11 protein-coding genes and 3 tRNA genes are annotated in these 14,275 nt (G+C 44.1%); 9 read left to right on the forward strand and 5 right to left on the reverse strand.

All coding sequences use genetic code 11. From position 1 onward, the window contains the following. The first annotated feature begins 199 nt into the window (after positions 1 to 199). Positions 200 to 3,094 carry a PVC-type heme-binding CxxCH protein gene (locus M1L62_RS10245; protein WP_254412945.1) on the forward strand — a complete coding sequence of 965 codons (2,895 nt, stop codon included), beginning with the start codon at positions 200 to 202 and terminating at the stop codon, positions 3,092 to 3,094. Between the two features lie 3 nt (positions 3,095 to 3,097). Here M1L62_RS10245 and M1L62_RS10250 read toward each other — a convergent pair whose 3' ends face one another. Next, on the reverse strand, positions 3,098 to 3,895 hold the full coding sequence (locus M1L62_RS10250; RefSeq protein WP_254412946.1) for a (Fe-S)-binding protein: 798 nt from the start codon (positions 3,893 to 3,895) through the stop codon (positions 3,098 to 3,100). Positions 3,896 to 3,951: 56 nt separating this feature from the next. Next, positions 3,952 to 5,295, reverse strand: a complete 1,344-nt coding sequence (locus tag M1L62_RS10255) for a 4Fe-4S dicluster domain-containing protein (protein ID WP_254412947.1) — start codon at positions 5,293 to 5,295, stop codon at positions 3,952 to 3,954. A 265-nt stretch (positions 5,296 to 5,560) separates the two neighbouring features. Between M1L62_RS10255 and M1L62_RS10260 the strand changes: the two genes are divergently transcribed. Further along, positions 5,561 to 5,633: transfer RNA gene (locus M1L62_RS10260), tRNA-Phe, on the forward strand. A 117-nt stretch (positions 5,634 to 5,750) separates the two neighbouring features. On the opposite strand, the gene M1L62_RS10265 is transcribed toward M1L62_RS10260, so the two are convergent. Together M1L62_RS10265 and M1L62_RS10270 are read right to left on the reverse strand one after the other, a co-directional pair. Next, the gene (locus M1L62_RS10265; RefSeq protein WP_254412948.1) at positions 5,751 to 6,332 is read right to left on the reverse strand and encodes a hypothetical protein; all 582 of its coding nucleotides are present in this window, start codon (positions 6,330 to 6,332) and stop codon (positions 5,751 to 5,753) included. A 55-nt stretch (positions 6,333 to 6,387) separates the two neighbouring features. Beyond that, positions 6,388 to 7,191 carry a hypothetical protein gene (locus M1L62_RS10270; protein WP_254412949.1) on the reverse strand — a complete coding sequence of 268 codons (804 nt, stop codon included), beginning with the start codon at positions 7,189 to 7,191 and terminating at the stop codon, positions 6,388 to 6,390. A 167-nt stretch (positions 7,192 to 7,358) separates the two neighbouring features. On the opposite strand from M1L62_RS10270, the gene ubiE reads away from it, so the two are divergent. The 4 genes from ubiE (at position 7,359) to M1L62_RS10290 (ending at position 9,112) form a co-directional block, all read left to right on the forward strand. Next, complete coding sequence (ubiE, locus tag M1L62_RS10275; RefSeq protein WP_254412950.1) at positions 7,359 to 8,081, forward strand: bifunctional demethylmenaquinone methyltransferase/2-methoxy-6-polyprenyl-1,4-benzoquinol methylase UbiE; 723 nt, start codon at positions 7,359 to 7,361, stop codon at positions 8,079 to 8,081. Next, positions 8,030 to 8,758 (forward strand): type IX secretion/gliding motility protein PorT/SprT, encoded by a 729-nt coding sequence (gene porT, locus M1L62_RS10280; protein ID WP_254412951.1) that lies wholly within the window; start codon positions 8,030 to 8,032, stop codon positions 8,756 to 8,758. The genes ubiE and porT overlap by 52 nt, the downstream gene beginning before the upstream one ends. Before the next feature lie 121 nt (positions 8,759 to 8,879). Further along, positions 8,880 to 8,954, forward strand: a tRNA-Val gene (locus tag M1L62_RS10285). 83 nt (positions 8,955 to 9,037) lie between these two features. Further along, positions 9,038 to 9,112: transfer RNA gene (locus M1L62_RS10290), tRNA-Val, on the forward strand. A gap of 158 nt (positions 9,113 to 9,270) precedes the next feature. Here the strand turns inward: M1L62_RS10290 and M1L62_RS10295 are convergent. Further along, entirely contained in the window at positions 9,271 to 10,392 is a 1,122-nt protein-coding gene (locus M1L62_RS10295) for a metallophosphoesterase family protein (RefSeq protein ID WP_254412952.1), read from the reverse strand. 185 nt (positions 10,393 to 10,577) lie between these two features. On the opposite strand from M1L62_RS10295, the gene M1L62_RS10300 reads away from it, so the two are divergent. From M1L62_RS10300 to M1L62_RS10310, 3 genes are read left to right on the forward strand one after another with little or no spacing between them, the layout of a single operon-like run. Beyond that, complete coding sequence (locus M1L62_RS10300; protein ID WP_254412953.1) at positions 10,578 to 12,554, forward strand: heparinase II/III family protein; 1,977 nt, start codon at positions 10,578 to 10,580, stop codon at positions 12,552 to 12,554. After that, positions 12,520 to 13,746: a glycosyltransferase family 4 protein gene (locus M1L62_RS10305; RefSeq protein WP_254412954.1), complete on the forward strand. Its 1,227-nt coding sequence runs from the start codon at positions 12,520 to 12,522 to the stop codon at positions 13,744 to 13,746. Before M1L62_RS10300 ends, M1L62_RS10305 begins: the two co-directional genes overlap by 35 nt. Positions 13,747 to 13,792: 46 nt before the next feature. After that, positions 13,793 to 14,245, forward strand: coding sequence for a methylglyoxal synthase (locus M1L62_RS10310; protein ID WP_254412955.1), 453 nt, complete (start codon positions 13,793 to 13,795; stop codon positions 14,243 to 14,245). Positions 14,246 to 14,275: the final 30 nt, after the last annotated feature.

Raw genomic sequence — 14,275 nt, forward strand, 5'->3', positions numbered from 1 at the left:
CTGTCGTTTCAACATTCAGAACATGCCCTGGCAAAACTAAGTTCGCCATTTCTTAATTCGGTTTTTTGAAGTAGAAATAGGACTTTATTGATTTCAATAACAGTATAATACAAGGTTTCTTTCTTTTTTGAGAAAAGCAAATCTGAGCGGTTTATTTCAATTCTGATAAAAAGATCCAGGCTATTTTTCTGACTGAAATATGAGATCAACGTTTATTTTTCTGAGTTTTTCAGCCCTGTTGTTTGGCATTTTCTTTTCAGTATTTCAAACAAAAGAAACTGGTGTTGCCAATGCGTTGGATAAACAGCCAGAGACGGCAGGAGATACGTCGAAACTGTACACGCCTGACGATCTGGAAGCGACATTATGGGCCGAGGCGCCTATGTTTAATAATCCGACCAATCTGGATGTGGATGCGAAGGGGCGGATCTGGATTACAGAGGCGGTAAATTACCGCGATTTCAATACCAAACCTGCGGAGCGGCTGTCACACAAACAAAAGGGAGACCGCGTGGTTATCCTGGAAGATACCAATGGAGATGGAAAAGCGGATAATTCAAAAGTATTTGTAGAGGACACGCTGTTGACTGCACCACTGGGGATTGCAGTAATTGGCAATCAAGTGATCGTTTCCTGCGCACCCAATCTGCTGATCTATACAGACGACAACGGTGACGACAAACCAGACAGAAGGGAAGTTTTTCTGACCGGTTTCGGCGGTTTCGATCATGATCATTCCCTGCATTCGCTGGTAGCGGGGCCGGATGGGCTGTGGTATTTTAATACAGGAAATGCCGGTCCGCATGTGGTGAAGGATAAGCGTGGCTGGATGCTTCGGAGCGGAAGTTTGTATACCGGTGGAACGCCCTACAATAAAAAGAATGAGGGCAATATGAAGTCGGATGATGGCCGTATTTGGGTGGGCGGTCTGGCTTTAAGGATCAATCCTGACGGTACCGGTTTGAAAGTAATGGGCCATAATTTCCGTAACAGCTACGAGGTTTGCATGGATAGTTATGGCAACCGCTGGCAAAATGATAATGACGATCAGGTGATTACCTGTCGCACTTCGTATTTGCCTGAAAATGGAAATGCGGGATATTTTTCGTCGGATGGTACAAGATACTGGCAGGCGGATCGTCGTCCCGGACAGGATATTTTTACCGCCCACTGGCATCAGGAAGATCCCGGTGTAATGCCAGCGGGTAATAACACGGGTGCCGGATCTCCTACGGGCATTATGTTTTACGAGGGTGATGCATTGGGAGCAAAGTACCGGGGAACTCTACTAAGCTGTGAGGCGGGAAGAAACGTGATTTTCTCTTATCAGCCTGTGAAAAACGGAGCTGGGTTTGATCTCCGACGAAACGATCTTCTCAGCTCATTTCCTCAGGCTTCTGAACGTTATGAGTGGTTTGAAACGGATACGGATACCCGGAAATGGTTTCGTCCTTCGGATATTGTTGCGGGCACGGACGGAGCTTTGTATGTCGCAGATTGGTACGATCCAATCGTGGGAGGACACGCGATGAAAGACCAAAAGGGTTATGGTCGGATTTTTCGTATTACACCAAAAAACAAAAAACTGGCTTCGCCGAAATTTGATTTCACAACGACAGAAGGGTTGATTGAAGTCCTGAAAAATCCCGCTGTCAACGTACGGGCGGTTGCTTTCGATGCGTTGAAAAAACGAGGAGAGACGGCTATCGGACCAGTGAAGGCTCTTTTGAAATCTGAAAACCCATACCACGCAGCAAGAGCTATCTGGCTTTTGGCACAGTTGGGAGAGGAGGGTAAGGCGGAGGTTGAAGAGTTATTGACAAGTCCGGACGCGTTGACACGACTGAATGCTTACCGGGCATTGCGGGTGGTTAACGCCGATATCTTATCCTATGCAAAAATGCTGGCTGCGGATCCTGATCCGGCAGTGCGTGCGGAGGTAGCTGTTTCGCTGAGAGATCTCCCGTTTGAATCTTCAAAGGAAATCACACGTGAGCTGCTTAAACGTTACGAAGGAAAAGATCCGTGGCTTTTGGAAGCGATAGGCAGCGGTTCGGAAAAAAAAGAAGAGCAGGTGTATGCGATGGTTAATGAGATTTATCCGGGAGAGGCTCAAGACTGGCACGCCCAGCGAGCAAATCTTGCCTGGCGTTTGCATCCTGCAACGGCTATTAACGATTTGAAAACAAGAGCCGGATCTACGATTGTAGCCATCAATGAGCGTAAAAAAGCTTTGACAGCCATTGCTTTTATCCATGACAAAAGGGCGGCGATGGCGATTTTGGAATTATCAAAATCAAAGCTTTCAGATGTTTCGTCAACAGCTCTATGGTGGTTGAATTTCAGGAAAACCAATGATTGGTCGGATTTGCTGGATTGGAAAAAACATGAAGAAACTACGACGGCCCCTGTCAGCCAAAAAATGCTGACACTGAAAAAGAGCCTTTCTGATAATAATAAGCCATTATCAACAAGAATTTCCGCGGCTAAACAAATGGCCATAGATCCTGTTGGTGGTGATATCCTGATCGAAATGAGAGTTCAGGGCAGATTGCCGGATACGATCGCCAAGTCTGTCAGTGATTTGATTTTTAAAAATCCGAACCAGAATGTGCGCACAGTTGGAAGTCAGTTTTTTCCAAGAAACGGCAAAGTGATGAAAGTGGATTTTATAAACCGGATGTCTGCCAGTAAGGATAACGGCGCCAGGTTATTTATGACGAACTGTGCAGTTTGCCATCGGCACGGTGAAAGCGGCGGAGAAATTGGCCCGGACCTTACAGCGATTCATGAAAAGTTTGACAAAACATCATTGCTTGATGCGATTATCAATCCTTCGGCCAGCATTGTTTTTGGTTACGAGGCATATTCCATCACTACGAAAAAAGGAGAATCGTTTTTCGGGTTTTTACTGAGCGACGGGAATAATGTCGTGCTTAAAGACGGAACAGGACTGAAACACGTGATTAAAGCCGTGGATATTAAAAAGCGGGAGAAATTGCCAAACTCATTTATGCCCGAGCCGACCAGCCTGGGGCTTGATGAACAGGCGCTGGCTGATATAACCGGTTATTTGTTAAGTTTCAAAAAATAAAATTTATAAGCCTTCCGCCTGTGCAATCAGTTCAGCAAGGTCAAATACCTTTACGCTATCTTCCTTTTCCTTGTTTTTAACTCCATCGGTCATCATTACCATACAAAACGGACAGGCTACCGCGATGGTGGTCGCACCGGTTTCTATGGCCTCTTCGATGCGTTCGACGTTAATATCTTTTTTGCCTGGTTCAGGTTCTTTGAACATTTGGCCGCCGCCCGCCCCGCAGCAGAGCCCTTTTGTTTTGCAGCGCTTCATTTCGACCAAATCTGCATCCAGTGCCTCCAAAACGTGCCGTGGCGCCTCGTAAATGCCATTGGCTCTTCCCAGGTAACAGGAGTCATGAAAGGTGATTTTGCGGCCCTTGAAAGTTTCTCCACCTTCAATCCTGACACGGCCTTCATTGATCAACTGCTGTAAATATTCGGAATGATGTACTACCTCATAGTTTCCGCCGAGCTCCGGGTATTCATTTTTCAACGTGTTAAAACAATGCGGACAAGCCGTAACAATTTTTTTAACCCCGTACATATCCAAAACCTGAATGTTGGACATGGCAAGCATTTGAAACGTGAATTCGTTACCCGCGCGGCGTGCCGGATCACCGGTACAGCTTTCTTCAGTACCCAGAACGGCAAATTTTACACCCGCTTTATTCAATATTTTCACGAAAGCGACAGTCACTTTTTTATAGCGGTCGTCAAACGAGCCGGCACAACCCACCCAGAAAAGTACTTCCGGTGTTTCGTTGTTAGCGGCCATTTCAGCCATGGTTGGCACTTTGTAGGTTATTTCGCTCATGTGTTCCTGATAATTACAGACAGATCAAATAGGGAAGAGTTTCGCCGATACTAAGGTCAGGCCTCATTTTTTAAATGGTCAGCCCAGTTGAAACGGTCACCCGGGGAGAATTTCCACGGAGCCTGATTCGTATCCAGATTCTGAAACATGGCATTCCAGGAGCCGGGAGCCTGAGCTTCGTCCATGATCTTATACCGGCGCAATTGAAGGATAATATCCAGCGGGTTGATCAGAATCGGACATTCCTGCACACAGGCATTGCAAGTGGTACAGGCAAGGATTTCTTCGTTGCTGATGTAGTCGCCCATCAGATTTTTTCCATCCTCAACAAACTTTCCGCCATTGGTCTGCATATTTCTGCCGATATCCTCTAACCGGTCGCGGGTGTCCATCATAATTTTCCGCGGAGACAATTTTTTACCGGTCAGGTTAGCCGGGCAGGCAGAGGTGCACCGGCCGCACTCTGTGCATGAATACGCATCCATCAGATTTTTCCAGCTTAAATCCGGCGCATCCTTGGCTCCAAAACGTTCGGGTATTACATTTTCTGCTGCTGTGGTGTCTGGCGTATCGAGTCCCAGCATGATTTTTACCTCTTTGGTGATATCCGGCATGTTATTCATTTCTCCCTTGGGCGTAAGACGGGAGAAATAAGTATTGGGAAATGCCAGCGCAATATGCAAATGCTTGGAATAAGTAACGTAAACGGCGAACGCAAAAATGCCAAGAATGTGAAACCACCAGGCAAACCGTTCGTAAACGATCAGAGAAGTTTCATTCCAGCCGGTAAAAAGCGGTTTAAGAAACTGGCTGAAAGCAAAATCTCCGGTTGGCGTGTAATGCGTGCTTCCAATTTCCTGCAAAACCGTATCGGCGGCGTTCATGGTTAGGATTGCAATCATCAGGACTATTTCGAAAAGCAGGATGATTTTTCCATCCAGCTCAGGCCAGCCGTTCATTTCTTTATGGCGGGATGGCTGGAATCTTTCAACTTTAACAACAGCCCTGCGAATTAGAAATATAGAGCAAGTAACTAATACGCCGACGGCCAGAAATTCAAAAAAGCCGATTAGAAACGTGTAAAAAGATCCAAGAAAAGGTGCGAAGAGTCTGTGATGTCCTAAAATTCCGTCAAGGACAATTTCCAGCACTTCGATGTTGATGAGCAAAAATCCGGCATAAACCACAAAGTGCATCACACCGATCAGGGGCCGGTCAAACATTTTCTTTTGTCCGAAAGCAATGCGAACCATGGTTGCAAACCGCAATCCCGGCTGATCCGTACGGTCTTCGTCTCGTCCAAGCAATATGGTATTGCGTATCAAACTGGCACGCTTGAAAACAAGCCAGCCAACTGTTCCAAGGACAGCTAGAAAAATGATTTGCTGGATTATGGCCATAAAAATTCGCTTTGTGAACCGGAAAAGAAATAATTCGTCAATTAGTATGCAAGCATACTATAAGCAAATATGGTAAAAATGTATTTAGCTACAACTTTTTTTAAAATAAATTATTTTTTTGATAATGGTTAAGTGCTAGAAAATCAGATTACTAAGTTTGTTTTCTGAGTATTTGATAAAAATTTACAAATATTTTTTCTCCAAATAATTTGGAAAGTAAAATCGTAATTCTACCTTTGCAGTCCCAAAGGGAACGAATTGAGCTGGTGATGTAGCTCAGTCGGTAGAGCAAAGGACTGAAAATCCTTGTGTCGGCGGTTCGATTCCGTCCATCACCACAAGATCCTGTCAGAAGAAATTCTGGCAGGATCTTTTGTTTTAGGTCGCGAAAAAGTGAATGAAATGGGTTTGTGTAATCCTGCTTTTAGAAATGCAGTCATGGGAATGAAATTGACTTAATATCCCCTCCCAAAAACCTTCCGATCTGTAATCTCCCCCCGGTGCTCTTCCAAAAAGTCACAAAAAAACTTAATCTGGATTTCCTGTACTGAGAAATCAATTGTCTGATCGTAATTTTCCTGATACACATCCTGGAAATCGGTGATCACGTAACGCAGGGTTCTTATGCCTTTTGCGCGTAAGGCGGGTAAATAGAAATTTTGGTGACTATGGGCGAATCGTCCTTCTGTGTAACTATTCGTCGTTTTGATATCCACGGCTAGCGTTTTTCCAATAACATCCACATAACCATACAGCAGAACATTATCCAGCTGATGTTCACAATAAACCTGGGTTTTTACCATGGGTCGCGGTAAAAGCGCCCGGACTTTATCCAAAATTTCTGAATCAAAAGCATTTTCATTCACACCTTTTATGACAGCATCTTCGAAGGAACAGCCTCTCGCCTGCGCCTCTGTTTGTGGCACAGGGACACGGTTGATGCGGTTCAGCAGCTCCTGCTTGTCGAGATATCCTTTTTGATAACGGTCAAAAAGATTAAGCAGGGTGGGATAGAGATTGTAAGCAATTGGCGCCAAGGGATAAAATTTAAACGTGTTTCACTGTTATAGTGGATGAACAAGATAAGTAATTTTACCGTTTCCCATGCCCCGGATATTTGCTGAATTTATACATTACCGAAAAGGATAAAAAGCTGAACTTGTCGTTTGGGGTTTTGCTGTAGGTATCGGCTTCTTCCGGGTTTATCAGTCGCATGCCCGAGGTTGCATCCACTTTATCGCTCCGGACGAAATAAAAACGATAATCGATACCGAAGATCAGCTTTTCAAATAATTTATAGTTTGCCTCTATTCCCACCGGGATAATACGTTCGTTTGTTTTCCTGATCCCGGGTTTTCCATGCGGATTTCCCCAGCGAAGAAAAAGCTGATTCCGGGCACTGGTGGCACTGTTGGTAAATCTGAGTAACTTATTCGAGGTAATGTCGTACGCATTGGCGCTGAACATCATTAATCCCAGGCCTCCGTAAATACTAAAGTCCAGGTCGTCGTTGTGGTTTTGCGCAAACTGTTCCATTAAATTCCATTTTACAAGTAGTTCGGCAGCGTTGTACTCATTGATGAAATAAGAATTGAAAAATGGAATTTCTTCGCCGCCAAGTTTGCCTGTCGAATATTCAAAACCAAGTGAAATGGATTTATTGAAAGACCTGTTCAGGCCAATGCTCAGCATGCCGAGCATATCCTGTTTCCCCAATTCGCCATAAAACTGGGTCAGTCCGCCACGAACTGTCAGTGAATAAGGTGAAATAATTTTGGAGTTGTGATTGCCGTTTTTGTAGTTACGGTACGCGTCATTCCAGCTGGTCCGGCGTTGTGCCCGAACGGGAATGCAGAGCGTAATAATGGCAAATAATTGTAAAAATTTGCGAATCATGACCAGGAAGTGTGTGTGTTATCAAAACAAATTTAAAACTATCTTCCTTTTTACGAGGGTACTTCTCTTAAAAATCAATGGTTTATGCAAACTTTACATATATACAGCAAAACGATAACCAATAAATATCTGTTAGTTTTGTACTTCTAATTTTATGCAAATCGAAAATGAGTGTAGTACCCTATAAAGATAAAGACGGCAGCAAGCGGGAACAGGTGGCGGAAATGTTCGACAACATTTCACCAAAATATGATTTATTGAATCACGTTTTAAGCGGTGGCGTGGATATTTACTGGCGCAAACGTGCCATAAAACTCCTGAAGCAGCAGCAACCAAAAGTGATTCTGGATATTGCCACAGGGACGGGCGATTTTGCGATTGAAGCCCTTTCACTTAAACCTGAAAAAATAATCGGTGTTGATATTTCAGAAGGAATGTTGGCGGTAGGGCGGGAGAAAATTGCGAAACTTGGCAAACAGGATATTATCACCCTGCAAAGCGGAGACTCGGAAAGTTTAGTTTTTGCAGACAATTATTTTGATGCTATTATCGTTTCGTTTGGAGTACGGAACTTTCAGAATTTGCTGGTAGGGCTTACTGAAATGAACCGCGTATTGAAGCCGGGCGGAACCTGTGTGGTGGTTGAGTTTTCAAAACCCCGTTCATTCCCGTTTAAGCAGTTCTATAATTTTTATTTCAAATATATATTACCATTGATCGGTAAGACCGTCTCAAAGGACAGTGCCGCCTACACCTACCTTCCTGAATCCGTTCAGGCATTTCCGGATGGGGAGGCTTTTCTTGATATTTATAAAAAAGCAGGTTTTAAAAATACCAAATGCATACCATTAACCTTCGGGATTTGCTCCATTTACACAGGACAAAAATAGTTATTGGCATCTTGTTGCTGTGTGCCGTTTCACAGGAAGTTAAAGCGCAGGGACAAGGTTATGTACGCCGCCACCTGGAATATTACGACGACAAACCTATTCATTATGGGATTTTGTTTGCAATGCCGCTTGCCCGATATAACATCAGGCATAGTGACTCTTTTGCCAGTGATTCGGCTTATCTGATCCAGTCGCCGCTAAAAGGCGCGTTCAGAATGGGTTTTATTATTAACGCCTACCTGAACGAACGGTTTGATATCAGAACAACCCCTTCGGTCTCGCTTTATGAGCGAGAGGTGAAATACAGTTATCCAAACAGCCCTGATAAGATTAATAAGCGGGAGTCGACCTGGCTTGAAATTCCGTTGCTGGTAAAATATAAATCGAAACGGCGGGTCAACACCAGAATGTATATGATAGCCGGTGTAACGATGGGCATTGAGACGAACGTGAAAAAAAGTAATGGCGGCTCTGGCAGCAATGGCAGGCTGGATACACAGACATCGGATTTTACACTGGATTATGGGGTGGGGTATGAACGATTCTTTGAATTTTTCAAATTTTCGCCAGAGTTAAGATTTTCACACGGATTGAAGAACGTATTTCAGGGCGCTCCGAGCTCGGGTATAAGCCGGTTGACGACACATACGGTAACTTTGTATTTGAATTTCGAATAATTTGAATTCTGATTATCAATGGATTGGAAATTATTGGCAAAAAAATATAGATTTTTTGACCGGATAATTTGGATAAAAAAAATCAGACGTGCATATTTGCACTCCCGAATGACGACAAGAGGGGCTCTTAGCTCAGTTGGTTCAGAGCACCTGCCTTACAAGCAGGGGGTCGCAGGTTCGAATCCTGCAGGGCCCACAATAAAACGAGTTAGCGATAACTCGTTTTAATTTTTTCTAAAATTGAGAAGAAATAAGTCGTTTATTTGAAATCCCCGAGAGGGGCTCTTAGCTCAGTTGGTTCAGAGCACCTGCCTTACAAGCAGGGGGTCGCAGGTTCGAATCCTGCAGGGCCCACAGTAAAGCGAGTTAGCAATAACTCGCTTTTTTTGCTTTAGACCGGTTTTTCTGCCGGAATAAAGCCGTTAAATTCTCTGATTTCCAGTTTGACCAAACCTACGATATTTCTAAAAATATCAAAATACCGTAGATTCAGCTACAAATGTTCGCAATCCTTAGTTTATCGAAAGCGTAAACCGGTCTGCCAGGGTTGCCCCTGTATTGCTATCGGGGTTCTTGTCGTGAGGGATGGTGTAATACTCACCGGTTAAGTTTAAACCTTTGTTATCCTTTTCAATGGCTATTTTCAAAAAGCCGTGTTTGTTGTCGCAGTAACTTTCCATGGTTATTCCACCCAGTAAATTGCTGTCGGTGGTGAAACGTTGGTCGTTGGTGAAAGCCACCGGATGCAGTTCGTCATAACCCCCTGCGCCGGCCACGATATAGGGAATGATCTTTCCGTCTGCGTAATGTTTATTGAATCGCTGATAATTATGGACATGGCCGCTGAAAACAATATCCGGTCTTATGCCCGTCTCTTCAAAAACACCTTCCAGAAATTCAATCATTGGTACGCTGGAACCATGGTTGATGTCCGCTGTGTAAGGCGCATGGTGCAGGGCCAGGATCAAAGCCTTTTCCGGTCTTTCGGCGGCGGCTGTTATTAACTCTTCCTTAAACCAGTTTCTCTGGTTCGGTGTAATGACACCGTATTTGGGGACATTGCTGTGTAATCCGATGATATTTGCCAAAGGCGCTTTTAGCGTCCAGTAAATATTGGGTTGGATCATGCTGGTTCTCTCAGCCTCACCGCCAAAACTGACCGCCCGGCGTTCGGTATCGCAGAAAACAGTTTTAAATGCATCAAGGCTTTTGTACGGAGCGGCATTCGGGTTTACGTCGCTATCATGATTTCCGGCGATGGCGAAGATCGGCCCGGGATATTTTTGATATGGCTCAAAAAACTGCGTGTGGTAACGATTGGCCTCACCAAAAGTATAAACCACATCGCCAAGATGAAACAGGAACTGAGGCCGGTTTTCCTTTCCAGCTTCATATTGTTTTGCCATTTCACTGGCTACCAGATGTTGAAACGCGGGATTTCCTATGCTACCGGTATCGCCGAGCATGTGAAAGACAGTCCTTTGCGAGGTAACCTCTGGTATAATTTTCTCTAATGAAAGATGGTAAGGATATTCGCCCGTTGGCGCGGGTAAAGGCTGAAATTTATAAGTATCGTCGGGCTGGTCTTTTTTCAAAACCGGTACTGTGTATTTTGAGAAAGTCGTAGGAGTCATGTTTAAAAGTTAAAACCAAAGGTACTAATGGGATGTTAAGGCATGATTAAGTGCAATTTGCCGGCCCCATCTTTTTTAAAACGCCGAAATATGATCCAAAGATAACCTTTTGTAAAACTGTAAATGGTTTATAGACCGCGACTCCTGCAATTTCTTATCTTGCACAGACGATTACACACACTTTTATGAAAGAAATCATTAAAAATCATTGGACAGCCCTGTCCGATGCCGTTCAGGTTGTCCGGAACATGGGGCTTCGTTATGTAATTTTCCGTTGCTGGTATGAGTTTCAAAGAAGAACGGGTATATTGAAATATCGTTTCCCCGCTTCTACTGACCACAAAGCAACAATCGCCCTGGCTGACTGGCGAAATCTGCCTGTAAATTTTTTCTTCCCAGGCCGGCCTGCTGTTTCTTCTCCATCTTTAAACCAGCTCGATTATCCATCGTTGGCGAAGCGTGTTAAGGCGCTCCAAAATAATCAAATACTATTTTTTGGCACAACCTTTTACAAAGTTGAAGGGTGGTTGACAAACCCGGAAACCGGTTTTCGATACGATAAATTAAAACACTGGACGGAGGTTTCCGACTTCTCATCAGCGGCTGGAGATATAAAATTTGTTTGGGAGAAATCCCGGTTTACGTTTCTTTACGATCTGATCCGGTATGACTATCATTTTGGCAAAGATCAATCCGAAACCGTCTTTGCAACGATCGAAAGCTGGATTCAGGATAATCCGGTGAATTGCGGGCCAAACTGGCGATGCAGCCAGGAAATTACGCTGCGGGTTCTGAACTGGACTTTTGCCTTACAGTATTACAAAAATTCAGACACCTTAACGCAGTCAGTTTTTGATCGGATTATAAACAGTATCGATAGCCAGATGCGTCACGTGGCTGCTAATATCGATTTTTCGAGAATCGCGGTACGAAATAACCATGCTCTGACAGAAACGCTCGGGTTATATTTGGTGGGCCTTTTATACCCCTTTTTAGAAGAAAGTGCAGACTGGAAACGAAACGGAAAAGAGTGGTTTGAAGGAGAAATTGCTTACCAGATTTACGAAGATGGTACGTTTCTGCAATTTTCGATGAATTATCACCGGGTTGTGGTCCAGCTGCTGACCTGGGCGATGCAACTCGCACATCTGAATCATGAATTTTGGGATCCGGTTATTTACGACCGGGCGAGAAAATCATTACAGTTTTTGTATGCCTGCCAGGATATGACTTCCGGACAGCTGCCCAATTATGGTCATAACGATGGTGCCTTATTTTTTCCTTTGTCGGAATGTCATTTCAGAGATTTCAGACCGCAGTTATTGGCACTGGCCAATATTTTGGGGGAGGAGCTGGATTATAAGGCAGGTCAATGGGAAGAAGAAAGCCGCTGGCTTGGCATAAGTCCGGTACAAACAGGGAAGCCATTACTCCTCCAAAATGAATCGCCGACTTACGTTTTCCCCCGCGGAGGTTATTACATTTTACAGGATAAAAACAGCAGGACATTTCTTCGTTGTGGCAGTTACCAAAACCGTCCTTTTCAGTCCGATAACTTACACCTTGATATCTGGGTCAACGGCGAAAATATTCTGAGAGATGCGGGTACCTTCAAATACAATACCGAAAAAAGATGGACGGATTATTTTTCGGGAACCGCTTCGCACAACACCGTGATGCTTGGCGGATATGATCAAATGAGGAAAGGGAAGCGGTTTATCTGGTATGACTGGATCAAAAAAAGCCAGGGTTATTGGAAAACAGGAAATGGCGAGTCTGTATTTGAAGGCTGGTTTGAGGGGTTTAAGCATCTGGGAGAAAACATTATCCACCGGCGTCGGGTGACGAAACCGGAAGGAGTTTTTCACTGGATTGTTGACGACTGGATTGAAAACGCACCGTCGGAGATCCTGATGAATCAGATCTGGCATCCGTCAGAAAGTTTTTTTGAAAGATTTTACATCAGGGCTTTTCTGAAATGCGGCAAAGAGATTCCATTTGTCAAAACGGAAGGTTGGTATGCGCCTGCTTATGGTTGCAAGATACGTGCACACCGTATTGTTTTTAATACGACTGAAAGATATATCAGAATTGAAATCGGTTTAAAATCTAAAACAGAAATCAAGGATGCGCATTTTATTGATACATCAGTTTTTTCTTGAAGATGGCGAAGGAGGCGGAACCCGCTGGAATGAAATGAGCCGGATTTGGACGGAAAATGGGCATGAGATCACGGTTATTGCCGGCATGCGGCATTACATGGGACACCGGGCACAGCATTATGGGGGAAATCTATTTCATAGTTACACAAACCAGGATCAGGTGAAAGTTATCCGTTGTTATGCGGGGCAGTCTGGTAAAGGCTTTTTAAGTCGTTTGTCTGGCTTTTTTGCCTTTGTTTTTACAGGTATCTGGGCGGGTGCTTTTTATGCAAAAGAAGATTATGACGTCATGATCGTGTCCTCACCGCCGTTGTTCGTAGGTTTGATAGCTATCTTTTTAAACTGGTGGAAGCACATTCCTTTTGTATTTGAAATCCGTGATTTGTGGCCGGAATCTGCCATTGGAACGGGGATGTTGAAAAATAAATATCTCATCCGCCTTGCCTTTTGGCTTGAATCGAGGATTTATCAGAAAGCAAAAGTGATCGCGGTTTTGACGCCGGCATTTCGTGAGATTTTAATAAATAAAAAGAAGGTCCCGGCTGACAAGATCATCTTAATTCCAAACGCCGCCGATTTTATACGCTCAGATAAACTGCTCAGCGAGTTTGATGCTGTTTCTTTTAGAAAAGCCAAAAAACTGGAAGGGAAGTTTGTCATAACCTACGCCGGTGCGCATGGTCAGGCGAATCATCTGATCCAGATTTTAGAAACGGCTGAAATCTTACGGGACACCCATGTGCTCTTTTTGCTCATTGGCGACGGGGAACAAAATGAATATCTGATTGCAGAAGCAAGGCGGCGAGCAATCGATAATGTTCGTTTTGTAGAATCATTGCCTAAGGATGAAGTTTTGAAATATATCATAGCATCTGATATGGGTACTTCCGTTTTGAAGAAAACGGATACTTTCAAGACTATTTATTCCAATAAAACCTTCGATTACTTTTCCTGTAAAAAGCCTGTGCTGATGGCGATTGACGGAGTTTCCAGGTCGTTGGTAGAAGAGGCTGCTGCGGGCATTTTTGTAGAACCGGAAAATCCGGCTGATTTTGCTGAAAAAGTCAGGATTTATCTAAAAAATCCTGCTTTACTGGAAGTACAGGGAGAAAACGGGTATCGGTTTGCTAAAAAACATTTCGACAGGCAGGTGTTGGCAAAAGAGTATTTGAATTATATTGAGCATCTTTGAACCGCATTAGTTTTAGACTGATGTTTGCTCATAAATTCGAACTTGAATGACAAATTTTAGAAAAATCGCTGCCAGCAAACGTATCGCCATGGTGGCTCACGACAATCGGAAAACGGAATTGATGGACTGGGCACGTGCCAATCGGGCTCAGCTGGCAAAAAATGAACTGTATGCCACCGGGACAACGGGGAGGTTATTGGAGGAATTATTAGAGCAACCCGTGATCCGTCTTTTGAGCGGCCCGCTCGGTGGTGACCAGCAGGTAGGCTCTATGATTGCGGAAGAAAGAATCGATTTACTGATTTTTTTCTGGGATCCGATGTCAGCTCAGCCGCATGATCCTGATGTGAAGGCTTTGTTGCGTTTATGTGTGGTCTGGAACATTCCTGTGGCGTCAAACCGTGCTACTGCCGATTACTTATTCACATCTCCGCTGGTGAACGAAGATTATATTGCTGAGCAAATCGATTATAGTAAATATTTGAACCGGATTGTCTGAACTGAAATGATCAGGTACGGGTTTTTTCTT

It is taken from the genome of Dyadobacter diqingensis (assembly GCF_024220585.1).
GTDB lineage: Bacteria > Bacteroidota > Bacteroidia > Cytophagales > Spirosomataceae > Dyadobacter > Dyadobacter diqingensis.